An 18,628-nucleotide genomic window follows, 5' to 3' on the forward strand; every position below is an offset into this window, starting at 1 on the left:
GCATGAGCCAGCGGCGGGTTGCGATCACTGGCCTCGGGCTGGTCAGTCCTTATGGCGGGAACACCGACGATTTCTTTACGCGCCTGTGCGCCGGCCAGTCGGCGGTCGGTCATCTGCTGACCGACGATGTGCCACGCCCGCTGTCCATCCCCTTTGTCAGCTGTTCTGGCTTCGATCCCGATGTCGCGCTCGGCAAGCCGCTGGCCAGCATGATGGACCGCTTCGCCCAGCTTGGCATGGCAGCGGCCTTCGAGGCCTGGGACAACGCCGGCCTGGCGCGCCAGACGGACGGCGAATCCCGCGACGACTGGGGTGTCGCCTGGGGGACGGCACTGGGCGGCACACTGGCTTACGAAAAAGGCTACCGCGAGCTGTGGCAGCAAGGCCGTGAACGCCTGTCGCCACTGACGGTCATACTCGGCATGAACAATGCGGCCAATGCTCACATGTCGATCCAGCTCGGGCTGGGTGGCGTCAGCATGAGCCATACCGTGGCCTGTGCCTCGTCGGCCATCGCCATCGGCGAAGCTTTCCGTCGCGTCCGTAGCGGCGAGGCGACGATCATGCTCACCGGCGGCTCCGACGTACCGCAGGCCTACGGCGTTGCCCGCGCCTGGGAAGCCTTGCGCGTCATGGCGCCTGGCGACGCCGAGACTTCTGCTGTCGCCTGTCGGCCGTTCTCGGTCGACCGGCGCGGCCTGGTGCTGGGCGAGGGCGGCGCAGCCCTGGTGCTCGAAGACTGGGAGCACGCCATTGCTCGCGGCGCCCGGATTCACGGCGAAATCGTTGGCTATGGCACCAGTTGCGACCACAGTCATCTGGTTCGCCCGGAAGCCGCTGGCCAGGTGCGCGCCCTGCAACTGACGCTGGCCGATGCCGGTCTGAACCCCGCCGATATCGACTACGTGAATGCCCACGGCACCGCGACGACCGAGGGCGACCCGGTTGAAATCACCGCGCTGAAGACAGTTTTCGGTAATCATGCCGAGCGTCTGGCAGTCAGTGCAACCAAGTCGATGCACGGCCATTCGCTGGGCGCTGCTGCCGCCATCGAGGCCATTGCGACCGTGCTTGCGCTGCGTGAGCAGACTGTTCCACCCACCGCCCATCTGGTGCAACTGGATCCGGCGTGCACTGGCGTCGACCACGTCACCACTGCCCGGACCGGCCAGCCGCTGCGGGCTGCATTATCCAACTCCTTCGCCTTTGGCGGCAGCAACGCGGTGCTCGCGTTCCGTGCCGTCGTCCAGTAAAACCACGGAAGTACCACCATGTCTGAAGCCTTTACCCCGGAAGCTGTCGAAGCCCTGTTGCCGGAAGTCGCTGCACTGATCATTTCGGCGCTCAATCTCGACATGGCACCGGGTGAAATCGAGGCTGACGCGCCCCTGTTCGGAGATGGCCTCGGCCTCGATTCGATCGACGTGCTCGAAATCGCGCTGGTCATTTCCAAGCAATATGGCTTCCAGTTGAAGTCCGACAACGAGGACAACATCCGTATCTTTTCCTCGCTGCGCGCCCTGACCGCTCACATCGCCAGCCAGCGAACCAAATGACCATCACCCCGGGCCAGTTGTTGCGCGGCCTGGCCGTGGTCGTCTTTCTCGTGCTGTGGGCCGTGCTGGCCCATTTCGGCAGCGCTGGCGAGAGCTCGGCCGATCTCTCCGTAGTGCTTGGCGTCGCCCCCATTGTTACTGCCCTCTGTCTGATGCTCTGGCGCACCACCCATCCTGTCTTGATTGGCAGCGGCATCGTGCTCATGCTCGGCGGACTGACCTGGCTATGGCCGACGATGCGTCAGAACATCCCGCTACTTTTCTTCATCCAGCACCTGGGCACCAATCTGGCGCTCGGCACGCTGTTTGGTCGCAGCCTGCTGGGTAGCGGCGAAGCCTTGATCACCCAACTGGCCAAAGCCGTGCATCACGGTGAAATTTCCGAGCACAAACGGCGTTACACGCGCAAGGCCACGTTAGCCTGGACGCTGTTTTTCCTCGGCAACGCGCTGATCTCCACCATCCTCTGGTTGCTGGCGTCGCAATCCACCTGGTCAGTCTTCGCCAACCTGCTGTCGATGCCGTTGCTGGCGGCCATGTTCATCGCCGAGCACTTCTGGCGGGTAGTCGCTTTGCCGCCGGAAGAGCGGCCAAGCATTGCCCAAGTGGCCCGCGCCTATCGCATGCACGGCAAGCAGACACCGCCGGCCAAGCCGTCATGACCAGCGCGCCGCTGCTCGCCCACAAAGATCCCGAGGCAGTCTTCGCCTGGCGCCCGGACGGCCCGGTCAGCGTTGGCGAATATCTGGCCGATGCTGCGGCGCTGGCCGGTCAACTGCCAGCCACCGGCTACCTGCTCAACCTGTGCCACGACCGTTACCGCTTCGCGGTTGGCTTTGCCGCCGGCCTGCTGCGCGGCATGACCAGCCTGCAACCCTCATCGCAATCGGCCGAGACTCTGCGCCGCCTGCAGGCCGATTATCCGGGCCTCGTCTGCCTGTGCGACGGGGAGACTGAAACGCTGGATCTGCCCCGCCTCGACTTTCCCAACCTGGCCGTTCCCCGGGGGGAATTCCTGCAGGGTGCAGACAACCGGAAAAACGAGCCCAAAACGGAATTTTCTGCCCCGCAGATTCCGGCCGACCACGTTGCCGCCATCCTGTTTACCTCCGGCTCAACCGGCCTGCCGCAAGCCCAGCCCAAGACCTGGGGCAAGTTGGTACAGAACGGCCGGGCCGAGGCCATCGCGCTCGGTCTCGAGCGCCAGCCGCACGCCATCGTCGGCACCGTGCCGGTCCAGCACAGCTACGGTTTTGAATCGACCTTCCTGCTCGCCCTGCACGGTGGCGGGGCTTTCTGGGCCGGCAAACCCTTCTTCCCGCAGGATATCGCCACGGCGCTCGACGCCGTGCCGCAGCCGCGCCTGCTGGTCACCACGCCTTTCCATTTGTCGACCCTGCTCGCTGCTGGCCTCGACCTGCCACCGGTCGACCTGCTGCTCTCGGCCACCGCACCACTGTCGACGACACTGGCCGCCGAAGCCGAAGCCCGCACCGGCGCTCCCTTGCTGGAAATCTATGGCTCGACCGAATCCGGCCAGCTGGCCAGTCGACGCACCACCGACGGTCCGGTCTGGACGCTGCTGCCTGGCGTCCGCCTGGAAACAGCGGACGACAGGACCATTGCCTGCGGTGACCATGTAGAAGGACGTGTCGCGCTTTCCGATCTGATCGAACTGCTGCCCGAGCACCGCTTCCTACTGCATGGGCGCCACGCCGACCTGATCAACATCGCCGGCAAACGCACCTCGCTGGCCTATCTGAACCACCAGCTCGGCGCCGTGCCCGGTGTCATCGATGGCACCTTCTTCCTGCCCGACGAGGCAGGTCCGGATGGCATTACCCGCCTCACGGCCTTCGTCGTGGCCCCAGGGCTGAGCGCGCGGCAAGTCACCATCGCCCTGCGCGAACGGATCGACGCCATCTTCCTGCCGCGACCGCTGGTGCTGGTCGACGAACTGCCGCGCAACAGCACCGGCAAGCTGCCGCGCGGCGAACTGCAGGCGCTGTATGCCGAAAAGGTCAGCCATGGCTGATTTTCACTGGATCGTCCCGAACGACCACCCGGCCTTCGCCGGCCATTTCCCCGGCAAACCCATCGTGCCGGGCGTCGTGCTGCTCGACCGGGCCATTCTGTTCGCCGAACAACTGCTCGGCCAGCCCAATCTGGCCTGGCAGGTCGGCAATGCCAAATTCTTCAGTCCGGTCGGCCCGGCCGAAAACCTGATTTTCGCACTGGAAGCGAAGGCCAGCGGCAGCATCGCCTTCACCGTTCGCACCGCCGACCGCGATGTGGCCTCGGGCAGCCTGAAACCGCCAACGCCATGAGCGAGAAAAGCGAGTCCGACTGGTTACGTCAGCAGGAGCGCAGCAATCTGGTCATCCTGAAGCTGATGGTGTGGATTTCGCTGACCTTCGGCCGGGCCATCGGGCGCATCGTGCTCTACGGGATCGCCGCCTATTTCGTGCTGTTCTCACCCAAGGCCCGCCGTTTCAGCCGCGACTACCTGCACCTGGCACTGAATCGCTGGGCCGAATGGGCGGACGGATTTCGCCATGTGTTCAGCTTCGCGAGCACGATCCACGACCGCATCTACCTGCTCAATGATCGTTTCGACCTGTTCGATATTGAGGTGATCGGCGCCGAAGCGATCAATGAAGCCGCCCTCAGACATCCTGGCGCCTTGCTGATCGGCGCTCATCTCGGTAGTTTCGAGGTATTGCGCGCCGTCGGCCGCGGCAGGGAAGGGCTGAAGGTGGCGATGGTGATGTATGAGGAAAACGCCCGCAAGATCAACGCCACGCTGGAAGCGATCAACCCGGCGGCCAGCCAGGACATCATCCCGCTTGGCCGCATGGACTCGATGTTGCAGGCGCGCGACCGACTGGACGAGGGCTACGTCGTCGGCATGCTGGCTGATCGTGGGCTCGGCGGCGACCCAACGGTCGACTGCGAGTTTCTCGGCAAACCGGCCCCGTTTCCACTCGGCCCTTTCCGCATGGCCGCCATGCTGCGCCGACCCGTTTTCTTCATGACCGGCCTCTACCTTGGCGGCAACCGCTACCAGCTGCACTTCGAGCCTCTGGCCGATTTTTCGCAGACCCCGCGCGAAGAACGCGAGGCGGCAATCCGCAGCGCCATGCAGCACTACGCCGACCGGCTGACCCATTTTTGCCATCTGGCGCCGTACAACTGGTTTAATTTCTTCGATTTCTGGCAGAAAAAATGATCAAACGACTACTTGGCGGTCTGTTGTTATGCGCCTTGGCCTTGCCGGCCAGCGCCGCATTCGATGTCGGCCAGCTGATGAGCGACCTGGCCAAACACAAGGGTGGCAAGGCTAAATTCGTTGAGAAGAAATACATTTCGCTACTCGACAAGCCCGTCGTCTCGACCGGCGAAATGACCTACACCGCGCCCGACCGTCTGGAAAAACGGACGCTGACGCCCAAAGTCGAAACCCTGCTGCTCGACAAGGACATCCTGTCCATCGAGCGCGAGAAGCAGAAACTGAGCATCAACCTGGCCAATCAGCCCGAGGCACTGGCCTTCGTGGACAGCATCCGCGGCACTCTCGCCGGCAACCGGGCGGCGCTGGAAAAAAATTATGCGCTCTATCTATCTGGCAACTCGGACAAGTGGGTGCTGACGCTGCTGCCCAGCGAGCAAAAAATCGCCGCCATGGTCCAGCGCATCACGGTCAGCGGCAGCAAGAATCAAGTCCGCAATATCGAATATCTGCAGGCCGACGGTGACCGCTCAGTGCTGAGCATCGATCCGATCGAAACCCAATGACCCGACCGGCCGGCCGTGCTCTGCTGATCTGGCTGTTGGCCATGCTGGCCGGGGGGCTGGTCGTCTGGAACAGCCATTTCTCGGCCGACATGTCCTTCTTCCTGCCAGCCAAGCCAAGTGCCGAACAGCAGGTGCTGGTCGACCAGCTCAAGGAAGGGGTCGTTTCCCGCCTGCTGATGGTTGCTATCGAAGGCGGCGATGCAGGGCAACGGGCCACTGCCTCGCGCGACCTGCGCGGTCGACTGCAAAAACTGCCCGATTTCGCCTCGGTGCAGAACGGCGAGACCGCCAGCCTGGACGCCGACCGCGATTTTCTGTTCCACCACCGCTACCTGCTCAGCCCGGCCGTCAAGCCGGAGCGTTTCACGGTGGACGGCCTGCGCGACGCCGTGGCCAACAGCATCGACCTGCTCGCCTCACCGGCCGGCATGATGCTGAAGCCCTTCTTGGCGCGCGACCCGACCGGCGAACTGGTCGAGATGCTGTCCGGCCTCAACGCCGGCGCCCAACCGAATGTCCGTGATGGCGTCTGGGCCTCGCGCGATGGCGAACGCGCCATGCTGCTGATCCAGACGGCCGCCCTCGGCTCCGATACTGACGGTCAGGAAAAGGCCATCGACCTGATCCGCAGCCAGTTCTCGGCAGGCACGCCCGGTGGCGAACTGAAGGTGCAGCTCTCCGGCCCCGGCCTGTTCGCGGTCAAATCGCGGGAAACCATCAAGGCGGAAGTCAGCCGGCTATCCACGATCAGCACATTGGCCATCATCGCAGTGCTCTTCTTCGTCTATCGCTCGGCTCGCCTGATGACGCTTGGCCTGTTGCCGGTCGTCAGCGGCGCACTGGCCGGCATCGTCGCGGTCAGCCTGGCTTATGGCACGGTCTTCGGCATCACCGTCGGCTTCGGCTCGGCGTTGATCGGTGAGGCAGTCGATTACTCGATCTACTTTTTCGTCCAGTCCAGCCGGCTCGGCGTCGATCAATGGCGTGAACGCTTCTGGCCAACCATCCGGCTCGGCGTACTGGCCTCGATTTTTGGTTTCGCCGCGCTGCTTTTTTCCGGCTTCCCCGGCCTTTCACAGCTCGGACTCTATTCGCTGAGCGGCGTTCTCACTGCCGCGCTGGTCACCCGTTTCATCCTGCCGCCGCTGGCCGGACAAAATTTTGCCATGCGTGACCTCAGTCATCTCGGCCCGGTGCTCAAGCGCTGCATCACCATGCTGCAAGCACTGCGCTGGCCAGTACTCCTCCTGACCCTGGTTGCGACGGGCTTTCTCGCCGCCAACCACGATCACCTGTGGCACCCGAACCTGTCGGCGCTGAGTACGGTCAGCGCCGAAGACGGCGCCGTCGACCAGGCCCTGCGCGCCGACATTGCCGCCCCGGATTCCCGCTACATGGCGGTCATCACTGCTGAAAACCGCGAAGCCGCGCTGCAGGCAGCCGAACGAGCCGGGCAGCAACTCGACGGGCTGATCGCCCAAGGCATTATCGGTGGCTACGACAGTCCGGCTCGCTTCCTGCCCAGCCAGGCCATGCAGAGCAGCCGCCGCGCCAGCCTGCCGACGAGCGACGAACTGCAATCCCGCCTGCAAGTGGCACTGACCGATTCGCCACTGGCTGCCAACAAGCTGGGGGGCTTCATTGAAGACGTGGCCAAAGCCCGGGAGCAAGGCAGCCTGACCCGCGAAGCGCTGAATGGCACCAGCCTGGCCTTGGTGGTCGATTCGCTGCTGCTCCAACGCCCGAACGGCTGGAGCGTACTGCTGCCGCTCCGCCCGCCCGGTGGCGAGAAGGGGATCGATTTCGCCATCGAACCGGTACGTGCCGCGCTGGCCGGCAGCGGCGCCTTGTTCATCGACATGAAAAACGAGTTCGACACGCTGTACAACGACTACCTGCACGAGGCGACACTGCTCTCGCTGGCCGGTTTCGCCGCCATCGTCGTGCTGCTGGCGATCACGCTGCGCTCCCCCCGGCGGCTGGCCACCGTGCTGTTGCCGCTGCTGATTGCCGTCGTGCTGGTCATCGCCGGCCTGCATCTGGCTGGCGAGCGACTACACCTGCTGCACCTGATCGGCATGCTGCTGATCGTCGCCGTCGGCTCCAACTATGCACTGTTCTTCGACCGGGCCGCCAACGGGGAAGGGCTGGACAGCCCGACGCTGGTCTCGATGACCGTCGCCAACCTGACCACGGCCATCGGCTTCGGCACCCTGGCCTTATCCAACGTGCCGGTGCTGCACGCCGTCGGCGCCACGGTCGGGCCGGGCGCGGTACTCGCCTTGTTGCTCTCGGCCTGCTTTGTCGGGAAAAAACAGCCAGGCGTTTCACGTGGAACCGAGGCATGAGCCTGCGCAGCGTGACCCGACAAAGCGGTGCCGACACGCTGCTCGTCCTGCTCCCCGGCGCCTACATGACGCCCGAGCACTACGCCGAACACTTCTTCCCTGCCATTGAACAACGGGGCGTGCGGCTCGACCTGCTCGCCGTCGATCTCGGCCTCGATGCGGTGTCCGCTGGCGACGCCATCCCGGCCATCATCGAACAAATCCTCCGTCCGGCCCGCCAGACCTACCGACGCGTCTGGCTCGGCGGCATTTCGCTCGGCGGCCTGCTGGCGCTCAGCCTGAACGCCGACCACCCCGGTGAAATCGACGGCCTGTGCCTGATCGCCCCCTATCCGGGCAGCCGCCTGACGACCAACGCCATCGCCCGGGCCGGCGGCCTCGACGCCTGGCAACCGACGCCTGCCGAACAGGGCGACCCCGAATTCCGCCTGTACCACTGGCTCAAGGCACCACCGGCCGACCTGCCTGTCTTTGTCGGTCACGGCAGCGAAGACCGTTTCGCCGCTGGCATGCAGGCCATCGCCGAACGCTTCCCGGTCGCCGCCCGTCACGTTGTGGCCGGCGAACACGACTGGCCGGCCTGGCGCCATTTGTGGGAACATTTCCTCGATCACGGCCACTTTACTGCCTGACCATGCCGACACCCTGGAAGCCGACTCCTGCCATTCAAGCCACCCTGGCCATCCACGCCGGGGCCGCCGTCGGCTGCCTGATCGCGCCGGCCGTCTGGCCGTGGGCACTCGTCGCACTGCTCATCAACCACGCGGTGATCACCACAGCCGGCCTGCTGCCGCGCTCGGCGCTGCTCGGTCCCAATCTCACCCGCCTGCCGGCCGCCGCCATCGCTCATCGCGCAGTAGCGATCACCATCGACGACGGCCCCGATCCGGAAGTCACGCCGCAGGTGCTCGACCAGCTCGACGCCGCCGGCGCCAAGGCTACTTTCTTCTGCATCGGCTGGCGGGCCCGCGAGAATCCGGCGCTGTGTCGCGAAATCGTCGCCCGCGGCCATCAGGTTGAAAACCACGGCGACAGCCATTCCAAGGTCTTCGCCTTTTTCGGCCCGCGCCGCATGAAAGCCGACATCGCCGCTGGGCAGGCCACGCTGGCCGGCATCACCGGCCAGACACCACGCTATTTCCGCGCCACGGCCGGCCTGAGAAATCCCTTCCTCGACCCGGTGCTGCACCAACTCGGGATCAAGCTCGCCGCCTGGACGCGCCGCCCCTACGACACCCGCTGCGGCGACCCGGATACGGTTTTCAGGCGCCTGACCCGCGACCTCGGCCCCGGCGACATCCTGCTCATGCACGATGGCCATGCCTCCCGCACGGCGGACGGCCAGCCGGTTATCCTTGCCGTCTTGCCGCGCCTGCTTGCCACGCTGCGCGAAAGACAACTCAACCCCGTCACGCTGAACGACGCCACCTCATGACCAAGCGTTTCCTCAGAACCCTGCTCGACGATGCCAGTCGCCCCTTCATCGGCGGCGGTCATTTCGCCTACCACTACGCGCGCGGCAAGCTGTCCTCCGACAGCATCTTCCGCGAAATCCTCAAGCGCGGCCTGTTCCCTGCCGAAGGCCGTTACCTCGACCTCGGCTGCGGCCAGGGCAGCCTGTTCGCCTGGCTGCTCGCCGCCCGCAAGCAGTACGATACCGGCAACTGGCCGAAGGACTGGCCGGCGGCGCCGAAAGCGCTGCGCCTGCGCGGCATCGAACTGATGCAGAAGGACGTCGATCGCGCCGCCCGCGCTTTCGGCGCCGATCATCCGGTCGTCCGCATAGAACAAGGCGACATGACCACGGCCGATTTCGGCCAGGCCGACGTGATCACCATCCTCGACGCCCTGCATTACTTCGATCATGCCCACCAGAAGGACGTGCTAAAGCGTATCCGCGCCGCACTGCCGCCCGGCGGCCTGTTCCTCACCCGCGTCGGCGACGCCTCGGCCGGGCTGCCGTACCACCTGTGCAACTGGGTCGACCACGCCGTCACCTTCGCCCGGGGCCACCGCCTGCCGCGCCTCTATTGCCGGCCGCTGGCCGAATGGATCGCGCTGCTGCAAAGCCTGGGCTTCACGGTGGAAACCGACCCGATGAACGACATCAAGCCCTTCGCCAACGTCATGCTGGTCTGCCGCGTACCTGCCTGATCCAATGCACCGTATCGTCGTTCCCGCCCTGTTGACGGCCGTCCTGCTGGCCGGCTGTTCGACCTTCGAGGAAGGCGAGGGCGAAGGCCCGGCACTGCCGCCCGACATGGCCCGCCGGGCCGACGGCAAGACCGCCACCGCCTGGCCGACCTCGCTCGGTGAGGCCGAAGTCCGCAAGCGCATCACGCGCCTGATGCCGGCCTCCGCCAAAGACAAGGCGGGCTGGGCCGAAGACCTGCACACCGCCTTCAAGACGCTGGAAGTGCCGCACGCGACACAGACCTACTGCGCGGCAATGGCCATCATCGAGCAGGAATCCAGTTTCCAGGCCGACCCGGTGGTGCCCGGCCTGCCCAACATCGTGCGCCGCGAACTGGAAACGCGGGCCGGGCGCTACGGCGTGCCGTCACTGATCGTCACCGCCGCATTGAGCAAGAACTCGCCAAGCGGCAAGAGCTACAACGATCGCATCGACGCGCTGAAGACCGAAACCCAGCTCAACGACCTGTTCGAGGACATGATCGGCGAACTGCCTTTCGGCCGCCAGCTGTTCGCCGACTACAACCCGGTGCGCACCGGCGGCCCGATGCAGGTCAGCGTCGAATTCGCCAGCCAGCATGTCAAGGAACGCAGCTACCCGTACCCGATCGCCAAAAAGCTGCGCAACGAGGTATTCACCCGGCGCGGCGGCGTCTATTTCGGCAGCGCCATCCTGCTTGACTACGAAGTGCCCTACGACGCCATCGTCTATCGCTTCGCCGATTTCAATGCCGGCCGCTACAGCAGCCGCAACGCCGCCTTCCAGCTGGCACTCGGCAAGGTCAGCGGCAAAGCGCTGACCCCGGACGGCGACTTGCTGCGCTACGAAAACGGCCAGCCGGCCGCTGTCCCGAGTAGCGTCGAAGAAGCCGCCATCGGCCTGGCCGCCAAGCTCGACATGAGCCGCCCGCAAATCCGCCGCGACCTGCTGCTGGAAAAAACCGCCGCCTTCAGCCGTAGCCCGTTGTTCAACCGCCTCTTCGAACTTGCCGAAAAGCAGGGCAAACCCATGCCCCGCCAGGCCATCCCCCAGATCGACTTGAAGAGCCCGAAAATCACCCGCAAGCTGACGACCGAATGGTTCGCCCGGCGGGTCGAAGGACGCTACAAGGCCTGTTTGGCGCGTGGCGTCTGGTAGACCGCCGCTCCCGCTTCAAAAATAAACCTGGGCCAGCCCGTAGGCCACGATGGTTGAGGTAATCACGCCGATCCAGCCGGGAATCATGAAGCTGTGGTTGAGCAGGTACTTGCCGATGCGCGTCGTGCCGCTGCGGTCCATGTTGATTGCCGCCAGATCGCTTGGGTAGAAGGCAAAGAAGAAGTAGGCGTAGCAGGAGGGCATCAGGCCAAGCAGGAGCTGAGGACTCAAGCCGAGGGCGAGGCCGAAGGGCAGCATGATGGTCAGCGTCGCCGCCTGGCTCTTGACGAAGGCCGACACCGCGAACATGGCCAGCGCAAAAGTCCATGGTGCGTACTCGACCATGTGCTTGATGTTATCGACCAGGAAGGCCTCGTTGGCCTTGACGAAGGTGTCGCTCATCCAGGCGATCCCGAAGATCGACACGACAGCGATCATGCCGGCAGTGAATACTTCCGACCTGGCAATAGCCGCCGCCTTGACGTCGGCCGCGAACAGGATGAAAGCGCCAAAGGCCAGCATGACCAGTTGAACCACCGTCGTCATCGGGATTGGCTTGCCCTTGGCCAGCGGCAAGACGGCCGGGTAAAGCGCGAGCGCCACGATGGTCAGGATGCCGGTGAAGAACAGCACCACCGACAGACGGGCCGATTTGGGCAGCGTCTTGTCCAGCGTCGTCACCGACATTTCGACCGAGGCGCGGAAATCAGGGTCCTTCATGCGCTCCTGAAATTCCGGATCCTTGTCCAGATCGAGACCACGATTCATGCTCCAGAAGGCCGCGGCCAGCACGCCGATCAGGCCAGCCGGCAAGGTCACCATCAGGATTTGCGCCAGCGTCACCGGCGCATCGGTCTTCGCCGTCATGGCCAGAAAGGTCGTCACGGCCGCCGCCACCGGGCTGGCCGTGATGCCCATCTGCGACGCCACGCTGGAAATCGCCATCGGCCGTTCCGGGCGGATTTTGGTCTTCAGCGCGACATCGGCAATCACCGGCAGCAGCGAATAAACGGCGTGGCCGGTGCCGACGCACACCGTCAGCAAGAACGTGGACAGCGGCGCGAGAATGGTGATCTGCTGCGGATGCTTGCGCATCAGACGCTCTGCCTGCTGGACCAGCCAGTCCAGTCCGCCAGCCACCTGCAAGGTCGCCGAGGCGGTCACCACGGCGAGAATGATCAGCATCACCGTAATCGGCGGCTCCGATGGTGCAACCCGGAAGCCGAAGCTCAGCACCGCGACGCCCAGCCCGCCAATCAGACCCAAGGCCACCCCGCCACGACGGATACCGATCAGGATCGCCGTCAATACCAGCGCAAACTGAATCCAGAAATCAAACATGATGTTCCCCTTAAGCAAACGCTTATATGTTGCAGCGCAACATTTTCAAGCCACTATGCCACAGGGGAAAAGGCCGCAACAGGCAGGCCGGGGGGAAAATCTGCAGGTCGGTTGACCTGGATCAGGCAAAGCAGGCGATCCAGAGGCCAAGCGGGGAATAGCGCGAAAACTGCAGGATTTTTCAGGCACGCCACAATCCATTCGCCAAATCATTGATGGCGATATCGCGTGAATAGTTTCAAACCTACTTGAACTTGACCCCCACACTCGGCATGCCGGGTAGACCTTCGTAGCTGACCTGGATATGCATGCCCGGCCTGGGCGGCATCAAGGGGGTGAAGGACCCGAGACTGAGCAGGTCGCCGGCCTTGAGTTTGCCGCCGTCGCGGGCAATGTCGCGGGCCAGCCAGATCACGGCATTCAGCGGGTGATCGAGGATGGCAGTCCCCGGCCCGCGGGCGAGTTCCTTGTTGCCGTCGGCCGCATCACGAACGACGACCGACATGCTGGCCAGCGCCTCGAGGTGGGCTGCCGTGGGTGTCACCGGCTGGCCAAGAACGCCGAGGCGGGTACCGGCATTGATGGCGGTCAGGGTGGCCCCGTTGATGGTCTCCTTGGGGTCGAGCAGCAGGTCGGGCAGTTCGATGAACGGAATGATCCTGCTGATGTGTTGCAGCACCTCAGCCGGCGTCTGCGCCTGATTGATGCCTTCATCCTTGACCTCGACCACGAGGTCCGCTTCGAACACCGGCCGGGTACCGAATTTGGCCGGCAGTTCGACACCGTCACTGACCAGCATTTTCTCGAACAGGGTGCCGCGTACCGGGGCGTCGGTGCCGAAGCGTTTCTGCACGGCAGTGTTGGTCAGACCGGCCTTGTAGCCGACGACCCGGCCCTGGTTCCTGGCGAATTCACCGATCAGCAGTTGCCGCCCGCAGGCAGCGTCGGCCATGCTCATGTCCTTGTCCTTGTCCAGGCCGCTGGCCGGAGTCATCTCCTGCCATTGGCGGGCAATACCCGACATGGTTTCGGGCGAGGGACAGGCGGCATGGGCGCTGCCGATGACCACCGAGATCAGGGAAAAACAGAGGGCATGGCGCATGGGGAATCTCCTGTGCGATGGCCGGGGCAGGGTACCGACCGTAGCTTCATCATAATCGACTGTTGTAGCTATCGCCGGCAAGCCTTCAGCGCATCAGCCGCCCGGCGCTGCCGACGATGGTCACCTCGACAAAATGTGATCCCAGATGACTGCCTTTGCCGTAATCAACGACAAAGCCGCCGCTATCGTAATTGCGCAGCCCACCAAGAGCGGCGACCAGTTTTTCCCTGGTCGGCTGCGGACCGGCCTGCCGTAGCGCCTCCGCCATGACCTTGGCAGCGATATAGCCTTCAAGCGAAGTGTAGGTCGTTCCGCTTTTCGGCGCCGCATCGGCCGGCAAGGCCAGAAACTCCCGAGCAACAGGCGTTATGCCGTTCCATGGATAAGGCATGACCTGGGCAATCGCGACGCCGGCAGCCGACTGGCCCAATTCGGCCTGCAAGGCCTTGTAACCGACGACCGACAAAGCAAAGAACTGCGACTGCTTGCCGGCCTGGCGCATCTCGCGCACAAAAGCGGCGGTCGGCTTGTAAGTGCTGATCATCACAACCCCCTGTGGATCGACCGCACCGATTGCGCGCACCGCTTCGTGAACATCGTTCTTCGTCTTGTCGAACGAGCCAACGGCAACCGTCTTCAGGTTGCGCTTGGCCAACGCCTTTTCCACGCCAGCCAGGCCGGAGCGCCCGAAGGCGTCATCCTGATAGAAAACCGCAATCCGGTTGATGCCCAGCGTGGTCAGCTGATCGATGATTTTCTCCGTTTCATCGCCATAACTGGCGCGTAGCCAGAAAGTCGTCGGCGACTTCTGTGCCCGCAGTTCGTCCGAACCGGAATAGGGCGCCAGCGACGGAATACCGCGTTCGTTGATCAGCGGCATCAAAGCGCCGTAATTGGCTGATCCGAACATGCCGATGAAAGCAAAAACGTCTTCCTGATCGAGCAGCTTTTTCGCGTTCTCGACACTGCGCTCGACCACATAGCCGTCATCCAGCGTCACCAGCTCGATACGTCGACCGTGGATGCCGCCCCGCGCATTCAGCACCTTGAAATAAGCCAGCATGCCGTCCCGGTATTCGGTACCCAGCTCAGCCAGCGCACCGCTCAGCGGCAATGACTGGCCAAGGCGAAGTGACGTGGACTGAGCCTGAGTCGCACCGCTGAAAAGCATTGCCAGCAAAAACAGGGGGGTAAGAATGTATTTCAGTAACTTGGGCATGCTGTCTCCTGATGATTATTGAATATGCCCGGCAGTCTGGACCTTAACCAGCCGGAATATTGTCGTTTGGATGACAGTCGGCGGCATTTCCGGGGCCTCTGTTAAAATCTATGCTTCCCGTATCGGACCTGACCGTGAACCCGCTGCTTATTTCCGCTTACACCGTCACTACCAGCCTCGGCCGGGGGCTTGAAGCCACGCGCGAAGCACTGCGCAATGGGCGAAGCGGGCTGGTCCCGTGTGCTTTCGAAACGGTACAGCTCGCCACCTGGATCGGCGAAGTCGCTGCGGTCGACGACGAAAAACTGCCGGCAGCGCTGGCCGATTACGATTGCCGCAACAACCGGCTGACGCAGATGGGGCTGGAAACGGACGGTTTCGCCGACCGCGTCCGCGAGGCCATCGCCCGTTACGGCAAGACCCGGGTTGGCATCTTCCTCGGTACCAGTACGGCCGGCATCCTGCAGACCGAACTGGCCTATCGCCGCCGCGACCCGGAAACCGGCGCCTTGCCGGACGATTTCCATTACCGCACGACGCATAACTCCTTTTCGCTAGCCGAATTCACCCGCGACTATTTCGGGCTGGAAGGCATGGCGATGGCCATTTCAACGGCCTGTTCGTCGAGCGCCAAGGTCTTTGCCGCCGCCGCCCGCCAACTGGAACTCGGCACCATTGATGCCGCCATCGTCGGCGGCGTCGATACGCTGTGTTTGACCACCCTGTACGGCTTTGCCTCGCTGCAACTGACCTCGGCCCAACCGTGCCGCCCCTATGATGCGGCCCGCAATGGCATTTCGGTCGGCGAGGGCGCCGCTTTCGCGCTGCTTGAACGCTGTGACCAACCGGCCGCCGGTTCGGTGCTGCTGCTCGGCACCGGCGAATCGAGCGACGCTTATCACATGTCCTCGCCGCACCCGGAAGGGCTGGGCGCCAAGATGGCCATGGAAGCGGCGCTGCGCTCGGCCGGGCTGAGCACGAACGACATCGACTACATCAACCTGCATGGCACCTCGACGCCAGCCAACGATGCGGCCGAGGGCAAAGCGGTCAGCGCACTGTTCGGCGACCACGTGCCATGCAGTTCGACCAAGGGTGCCACCGGTCACACGCTCGGTGCGGCCGGTGCCGTCGAGGCGATCATCTGCGCTCTGGCGCTGACGGACGGCTTCCTGCCCGGCAGCCCGGGTACCGAACATCTCGATCCGGCCATTCCGGTCGATTACCTGCTGCAATCCTGCACCGGCCAGCCGCACCGCGCACTAAGCAATTCCTTCGGTTTTGGCGGCAGCAATTGCAGCCTGATTCTGGGAGTCGCGAAATGAGCCCCAAGCCGCTGACTGCCTGGATCGAAGGCATCGGTTTCCTGGCCCCCGGCCTGCCGGACTGGCCGACTGCGCGTGCCGTTTTACGTGGTGAAACCGCCTTGACTGTGGCCCCTTCCATCCTGCCGGCACCGAGCATCCTGCCGCCGGCCGAACGTCGTCGGGCCAGCCGCGTCGTCAAACTGACACTGGCCCTTGGTCTCGAAGCCGCTGCCCACGCCGGGGCCGATGTCGCCACGCTGGCCACGGTGTTTTCCGCCTCGGGCGCCGACGGCCACAACTGCCACGCGCTGTGCGAGCAATTGGCCAGCGACGACCGCCAGATTTCGCCGACCCGTTTTCATAATTCGGTCCATAACGCGGCTGCCGGCTACTGGGGTATTGCCACCGGGGCGATGGCACCTTGCCAAGTCCTCTGCGCCTACGACGGCAGCTTCGGGGCTGGCCTGATCGACGCGCTGGGGCAGGTTGTTCTCGACCGCCAACCGACACTTTTGATCGCCTACGACAGCGAATATCCGGAACCGCTGTTCGCCAAACGCCCGGTGCCGGATGTCGCCGGGGTTGCTCTGCTGCTGACCCCGGAACGTAGTGAGCGCTCGCTGGCCTGCATTACCGTCACGCCAAGTAGCGAGCCGGCCGATGGGCTGGCTGACACCGGGCTGGAGGCCCTGCGCGTCTCGATTCCGGCCATGCGTATCCTGCCGCTATTGCAAAAACTGGCGCGTCAGGAGGCTGGCAATGTGTATCTCGATTACCTGCCACCGATGCAGTTAAAGATCGAAATCGGATCGTGCTAGTGCCAGCTTCTGCTTCCATGGTGTTAGACCGCACCTGGATCGCCGCCCACATCCCGCATCAGGGCAGCATGTGTCTGCTCGATTCGGTCAATGAATGGTCGGAAAACAGCATCGCCTGCCGGGCGACCAGCCATACCGACCCAACCAATCCGCTCCGTGCCGAAGGACGGCTGGGTGCCGCCAACGGCATCGAATACGCCGCCCAGGCCATGGCTATCCACGGTGCCCTGTTGGCCAACGCAGACGACCTGCCACGCCAGGGCTACCTGACCAGCGTACGCAGTGTCAGTCTGCATGTCGCCCGCCTTGATGACCTGCCGGGCGAACTCAGCGTGCAGGCCGAACGCCTGTCGGGTGACGCCAACCACATCCTCTACCAGTTTTCGCTCGGCCACGAAGGCCACTGCCTGCTCGAAGGCCGTGCCGCCGTGGTGCTCGATGCCAGTATCCTGAAGGAAAATCCATGAAACGTGCCCTCGTCACCGGCGGCAGCGGCGGCATCGGCGCCGCAATCTGCAAGCGCCTTGCGGCCGATGGCCATCATGTCATCGTCCACGCCAACCGCAGCCGTGAAAAGGCCGAGGCCGTAGTCGCCGAGATCGTTGCCGCCGGCGGCAGCGCCGAAGCGCTAGCCTTCGATGTCACCGAGCGCGCTGCGACCGCCGCGGCGCTGGAAGGCCTGCTCGAAGCCGGCCCGATCCAGATTCTGGTCAACAACGCCGGCATCCACGCCGATGCGGTGTTCCCCGGCATGAGCGCCGAGCAGTGGCATTCCGTACTCGACGTCTCGCTGAATGGCTTTTTCAACGTCACCCAACCGCTGACCATGCCGATGATCCGCACCCGCTGGGGCCGCATCGTCAATATTTCATCGATCGCCGGCATCACCGGCAACCGCGGCCAGGTCAATTACTCGGCCGCCAAGGGCGCCCTGCACGCCGCCAGCAAGTCGCTGGCGCTGGAACTGGCCAGCCGCGGCATTACGGTCAATGCCGTGGCCCCGGGCATCATCGCCACCGACATGATCGAAGGCGCCTTCGACGCAGAGACCATCAAGCATCTGGTACCGATGAAACGCGCCGGCAAGCCGGAAGAAGTGGCCGATCTGGTGGCGTTCCTTGCCTCGGAAAAGGCCGCCTATATTTCCGGGCAGGTCATTTCGATTAACGGTGGAATGATCTGATCTGCTACGTTAATGCTTCACACGAGTGACGGGAGGCAAAGATGAGCAACAAATCCACACTGAACCTGCAGGAAGCTGCACAAATTCTGGCTGAGACGCCGGATAGCCTGCACGAAGCTGAAGTCATGCTGGCCCATGCGATCGAACATGGCGAGTTGCATGCCAACGTTAAGCGCTGGGCGACCGAACAGTGGGAAGGCAAGCAGTTGCCGGGCAACATCAACCGCCTAGAGACCTTCGTTGAACGTTCGGAACTGGACGCCTGGCAGCAGCGCCGCCAGCCGGCCTGACTTAGCAGGCTGTTAGCCCAGCGAGCAATTCGTTTATTTCCTTGTCGCCGGTCGGCCGAACGAGACGGCCGATTTCCTGGCCGTCCTTCAAAACGACCAAGGTCGGCCACAACTTGACGCGGAAGCTGCGCCCAAGTCGCCGGCCCGGGCCATCCTCGATTTTCAGGTGGGGTAGATCGGGATGGCGGCGCAAGGCGGCCTCGATCAAGGCTTGCACCCCTTGGCAATGGCCGCACCAGCCGGTGCCGAATTCGATCAGCAAGGCCCCGGGCAGGGCATCGATTTCTGCTCTTTCCGGAACGTCGACCGCGTAAATCGGGGTGTAGGCCATGACTATC

At 63.9% G+C, this 18,628-nt stretch carries 21 protein-coding genes; 17 read left to right on the forward strand and 4 right to left on the reverse strand.

Annotated elements, in window-relative coordinates:
* Window positions 1-2: 2 nt before the first annotated feature.
* From DARO_RS21235 to DARO_RS21290, 12 genes are read left to right on the forward strand one after another with little or no spacing between them, the layout of a single operon-like run.
* On the forward strand, window positions 3-1,253 hold the full coding sequence (locus DARO_RS21235) for a beta-ketoacyl-[acyl-carrier-protein] synthase family protein (protein WP_011289890.1): 1,251 nt from the start codon (window positions 3-5) through the stop codon (window positions 1,251-1,253).
* Window positions 1,254-1,271: 18 nt separating this feature from the next.
* Window positions 1,272-1,556, forward strand: coding sequence for a phosphopantetheine-binding protein (locus tag DARO_RS21240; protein WP_011289891.1), 285 nt, complete (start codon window positions 1,272-1,274; stop codon window positions 1,554-1,556).
* A complete protein-coding gene (locus DARO_RS21245; protein WP_011289892.1) occupies window positions 1,553-2,218 on the forward strand; it encodes a hypothetical protein in 666 nt (221 codons plus the stop codon). Before DARO_RS21240 ends, DARO_RS21245 begins: the two co-directional genes overlap by 4 nt.
* A complete protein-coding gene (locus DARO_RS21250) occupies window positions 2,215-3,591 on the forward strand; it encodes an AMP-binding protein (RefSeq protein ID WP_011289893.1) in 1,377 nt (458 codons plus the stop codon). Before DARO_RS21245 ends, DARO_RS21250 begins: the two co-directional genes overlap by 4 nt.
* A complete protein-coding gene (locus DARO_RS23210) occupies window positions 3,584-3,883 on the forward strand; it encodes an ApeI family dehydratase (RefSeq protein WP_011289894.1) in 300 nt (99 codons plus the stop codon). The genes DARO_RS21250 and DARO_RS23210 overlap by 8 nt, the downstream gene beginning before the upstream one ends.
* Window positions 3,880-4,785, forward strand: a complete 906-nt coding sequence (locus DARO_RS21260) for an LpxL/LpxP family acyltransferase (RefSeq protein WP_011289895.1) — start codon at window positions 3,880-3,882, stop codon at window positions 4,783-4,785. Before DARO_RS23210 ends, DARO_RS21260 begins: the two co-directional genes overlap by 4 nt.
* Window positions 4,782-5,351, forward strand: a complete 570-nt coding sequence (locus DARO_RS21265; RefSeq protein WP_011289896.1) for an outer membrane lipoprotein carrier protein LolA — start codon at window positions 4,782-4,784, stop codon at window positions 5,349-5,351. Before DARO_RS21260 ends, DARO_RS21265 begins: the two co-directional genes overlap by 4 nt.
* Window positions 5,348-7,699: an MMPL family transporter gene (locus DARO_RS21270; protein ID WP_011289897.1), complete on the forward strand. Its 2,352-nt coding sequence runs from the start codon at window positions 5,348-5,350 to the stop codon at window positions 7,697-7,699. The genes DARO_RS21265 and DARO_RS21270 overlap by 4 nt, the downstream gene beginning before the upstream one ends.
* The gene (locus DARO_RS21275; RefSeq protein ID WP_011289898.1) at window positions 7,696-8,331 is read left to right on the forward strand and encodes an alpha/beta fold hydrolase; all 636 of its coding nucleotides are present in this window, start codon (window positions 7,696-7,698) and stop codon (window positions 8,329-8,331) included. The genes DARO_RS21270 and DARO_RS21275 overlap by 4 nt, the downstream gene beginning before the upstream one ends.
* A gap of 2 nt (window positions 8,332-8,333) precedes the next feature.
* Entirely contained in the window at window positions 8,334-9,134 is an 801-nt protein-coding gene (locus tag DARO_RS21280) for a polysaccharide deacetylase family protein (protein WP_011289899.1), read from the forward strand.
* On the forward strand, window positions 9,131-9,853 hold the full coding sequence (locus tag DARO_RS21285) for a class I SAM-dependent methyltransferase (protein WP_011289900.1): 723 nt from the start codon (window positions 9,131-9,133) through the stop codon (window positions 9,851-9,853). Before DARO_RS21280 ends, DARO_RS21285 begins: the two co-directional genes overlap by 4 nt.
* A gap of 4 nt (window positions 9,854-9,857) precedes the next feature.
* Window positions 9,858-11,030, forward strand: a complete 1,173-nt coding sequence (locus tag DARO_RS21290; RefSeq protein ID WP_011289901.1) for a DUF1615 domain-containing protein — start codon at window positions 9,858-9,860, stop codon at window positions 11,028-11,030.
* A gap of 15 nt (window positions 11,031-11,045) precedes the next feature.
* On the opposite strand, the gene DARO_RS21295 is transcribed toward DARO_RS21290, so the two are convergent.
* The 3 genes from DARO_RS21295 to DARO_RS21305 form a co-directional block, all read right to left on the reverse strand.
* Window positions 11,046-12,371: an anaerobic C4-dicarboxylate transporter gene (locus DARO_RS21295; protein WP_011289902.1), complete on the reverse strand. Its 1,326-nt coding sequence runs from the start codon at window positions 12,369-12,371 to the stop codon at window positions 11,046-11,048.
* 244 nt (window positions 12,372-12,615) lie between these two features.
* On the reverse strand, window positions 12,616-13,473 hold the full coding sequence (locus DARO_RS21300) for a hydratase/decarboxylase (RefSeq protein ID WP_011289903.1): 858 nt from the start codon (window positions 13,471-13,473) through the stop codon (window positions 12,616-12,618).
* Window positions 13,474-13,558: 85 nt separating this feature from the next.
* Window positions 13,559-14,692 (reverse strand): ABC transporter substrate-binding protein, encoded by a 1,134-nt coding sequence (locus DARO_RS21305; RefSeq protein WP_011289904.1) that lies wholly within the window; start codon window positions 14,690-14,692, stop codon window positions 13,559-13,561.
* A gap of 110 nt (window positions 14,693-14,802) precedes the next feature.
* Between DARO_RS21305 and DARO_RS21310 the strand changes: the two genes are divergently transcribed.
* The 5 genes from DARO_RS21310 to DARO_RS21330 are packed head-to-tail and all read left to right on the forward strand — an operon-like array spanning window position 14,803 to window position 18,290.
* The gene (locus DARO_RS21310) at window positions 14,803-16,017 is read left to right on the forward strand and encodes a beta-ketoacyl-[acyl-carrier-protein] synthase family protein (protein ID WP_011289905.1); all 1,215 of its coding nucleotides are present in this window, start codon (window positions 14,803-14,805) and stop codon (window positions 16,015-16,017) included.
* Window positions 16,014-16,817, forward strand: coding sequence for a beta-ketoacyl synthase chain length factor (locus DARO_RS21315; protein WP_011289906.1), 804 nt, complete (start codon window positions 16,014-16,016; stop codon window positions 16,815-16,817). Before DARO_RS21310 ends, DARO_RS21315 begins: the two co-directional genes overlap by 4 nt.
* Window positions 16,818-16,834: 17 nt before the next feature.
* Entirely contained in the window at window positions 16,835-17,284 is a 450-nt protein-coding gene (locus DARO_RS21320; protein ID WP_011289907.1) for a hotdog family protein, read from the forward strand.
* Window positions 17,281-18,000: a 3-oxoacyl-ACP reductase FabG gene (gene fabG, locus DARO_RS21325; protein WP_011289908.1), complete on the forward strand. Its 720-nt coding sequence runs from the start codon at window positions 17,281-17,283 to the stop codon at window positions 17,998-18,000. The genes DARO_RS21320 and fabG overlap by 4 nt, the downstream gene beginning before the upstream one ends.
* Before the next feature lie 41 nt (window positions 18,001-18,041).
* Window positions 18,042-18,290, forward strand: a complete 249-nt coding sequence (locus DARO_RS21330; RefSeq protein ID WP_011289909.1) for a hypothetical protein — start codon at window positions 18,042-18,044, stop codon at window positions 18,288-18,290.
* 1 nt (window position 18,291) lies between these two features.
* Here DARO_RS21330 and DARO_RS21335 read toward each other — a convergent pair whose 3' ends face one another.
* Window positions 18,292-18,621 carry a thioredoxin family protein gene (locus tag DARO_RS21335; protein ID WP_011289910.1) on the reverse strand — a complete coding sequence of 110 codons (330 nt, stop codon included), beginning with the start codon at window positions 18,619-18,621 and terminating at the stop codon, window positions 18,292-18,294.
* Window positions 18,622-18,628 lie beyond the last annotated feature (7 nt).

It is taken from the genome of Dechloromonas aromatica RCB, from assembly GCF_000012425.1.

Excerpts from the sequence above, each read along its gene's own strand:
- DARO_RS21320 (WP_011289907.1), top strand. The coding sequence starts at position 16,835 with ATGGTGTTAGACCGCACCTGGATCGCCGCCCACATCCCGCATCAGGGC.
- DARO_RS21300 (WP_011289903.1), bottom strand. The coding sequence starts at position 13,473 with ATGCGCCATGCCCTCTGTTTTTCCCTGATCTCGGTGGTCATCGGCAGC.
- DARO_RS21330 (WP_011289909.1), top strand. The coding sequence starts at position 18,042 with ATGAGCAACAAATCCACACTGAACCTGCAGGAAGCTGCACAAATTCTG.
- DARO_RS23210 (WP_011289894.1), top strand. The coding sequence starts at position 3,584 with ATGGCTGATTTTCACTGGATCGTCCCGAACGACCACCCGGCCTTCGCC.
- DARO_RS21250 (WP_011289893.1), top strand. The coding sequence starts at position 2,215 with ATGACCAGCGCGCCGCTGCTCGCCCACAAAGATCCCGAGGCAGTCTTC.
- DARO_RS21335 (WP_011289910.1), bottom strand. The coding sequence starts at position 18,621 with ATGGCCTACACCCCGATTTACGCGGTCGACGTTCCGGAAAGAGCAGAA.
- DARO_RS21275 (WP_011289898.1), top strand. The coding sequence starts at position 7,696 with ATGAGCCTGCGCAGCGTGACCCGACAAAGCGGTGCCGACACGCTGCTC.
- DARO_RS21240 (WP_011289891.1), top strand. The coding sequence starts at position 1,272 with ATGTCTGAAGCCTTTACCCCGGAAGCTGTCGAAGCCCTGTTGCCGGAA.
- DARO_RS21310 (WP_011289905.1), top strand. The coding sequence starts at position 14,803 with ATGCTTCCCGTATCGGACCTGACCGTGAACCCGCTGCTTATTTCCGCT.
- DARO_RS21285 (WP_011289900.1), top strand. The coding sequence starts at position 9,131 with ATGACCAAGCGTTTCCTCAGAACCCTGCTCGACGATGCCAGTCGCCCC.
- fabG (WP_011289908.1), top strand. The coding sequence starts at position 17,281 with ATGAAACGTGCCCTCGTCACCGGCGGCAGCGGCGGCATCGGCGCCGCA.
- DARO_RS21295 (WP_011289902.1), bottom strand. The coding sequence starts at position 12,371 with ATGTTTGATTTCTGGATTCAGTTTGCGCTGGTATTGACGGCGATCCTG.
- DARO_RS21235 (WP_011289890.1), top strand. The coding sequence starts at position 3 with ATGAGCCAGCGGCGGGTTGCGATCACTGGCCTCGGGCTGGTCAGTCCT.
- DARO_RS21280 (WP_011289899.1), top strand. The coding sequence starts at position 8,334 with ATGCCGACACCCTGGAAGCCGACTCCTGCCATTCAAGCCACCCTGGCC.
- DARO_RS21270 (WP_011289897.1), top strand. The coding sequence starts at position 5,348 with ATGACCCGACCGGCCGGCCGTGCTCTGCTGATCTGGCTGTTGGCCATG.
- DARO_RS21290 (WP_011289901.1), top strand. The coding sequence starts at position 9,858 with ATGCACCGTATCGTCGTTCCCGCCCTGTTGACGGCCGTCCTGCTGGCC.
- DARO_RS21260 (WP_011289895.1), top strand. The coding sequence starts at position 3,880 with ATGAGCGAGAAAAGCGAGTCCGACTGGTTACGTCAGCAGGAGCGCAGC.
- DARO_RS21315 (WP_011289906.1), top strand. The coding sequence starts at position 16,014 with ATGAGCCCCAAGCCGCTGACTGCCTGGATCGAAGGCATCGGTTTCCTG.
- DARO_RS21265 (WP_011289896.1), top strand. The coding sequence starts at position 4,782 with ATGATCAAACGACTACTTGGCGGTCTGTTGTTATGCGCCTTGGCCTTG.
- DARO_RS21305 (WP_011289904.1), bottom strand. The coding sequence starts at position 14,692 with ATGCCCAAGTTACTGAAATACATTCTTACCCCCCTGTTTTTGCTGGCA.
- DARO_RS21245 (WP_011289892.1), top strand. The coding sequence starts at position 1,553 with ATGACCATCACCCCGGGCCAGTTGTTGCGCGGCCTGGCCGTGGTCGTC.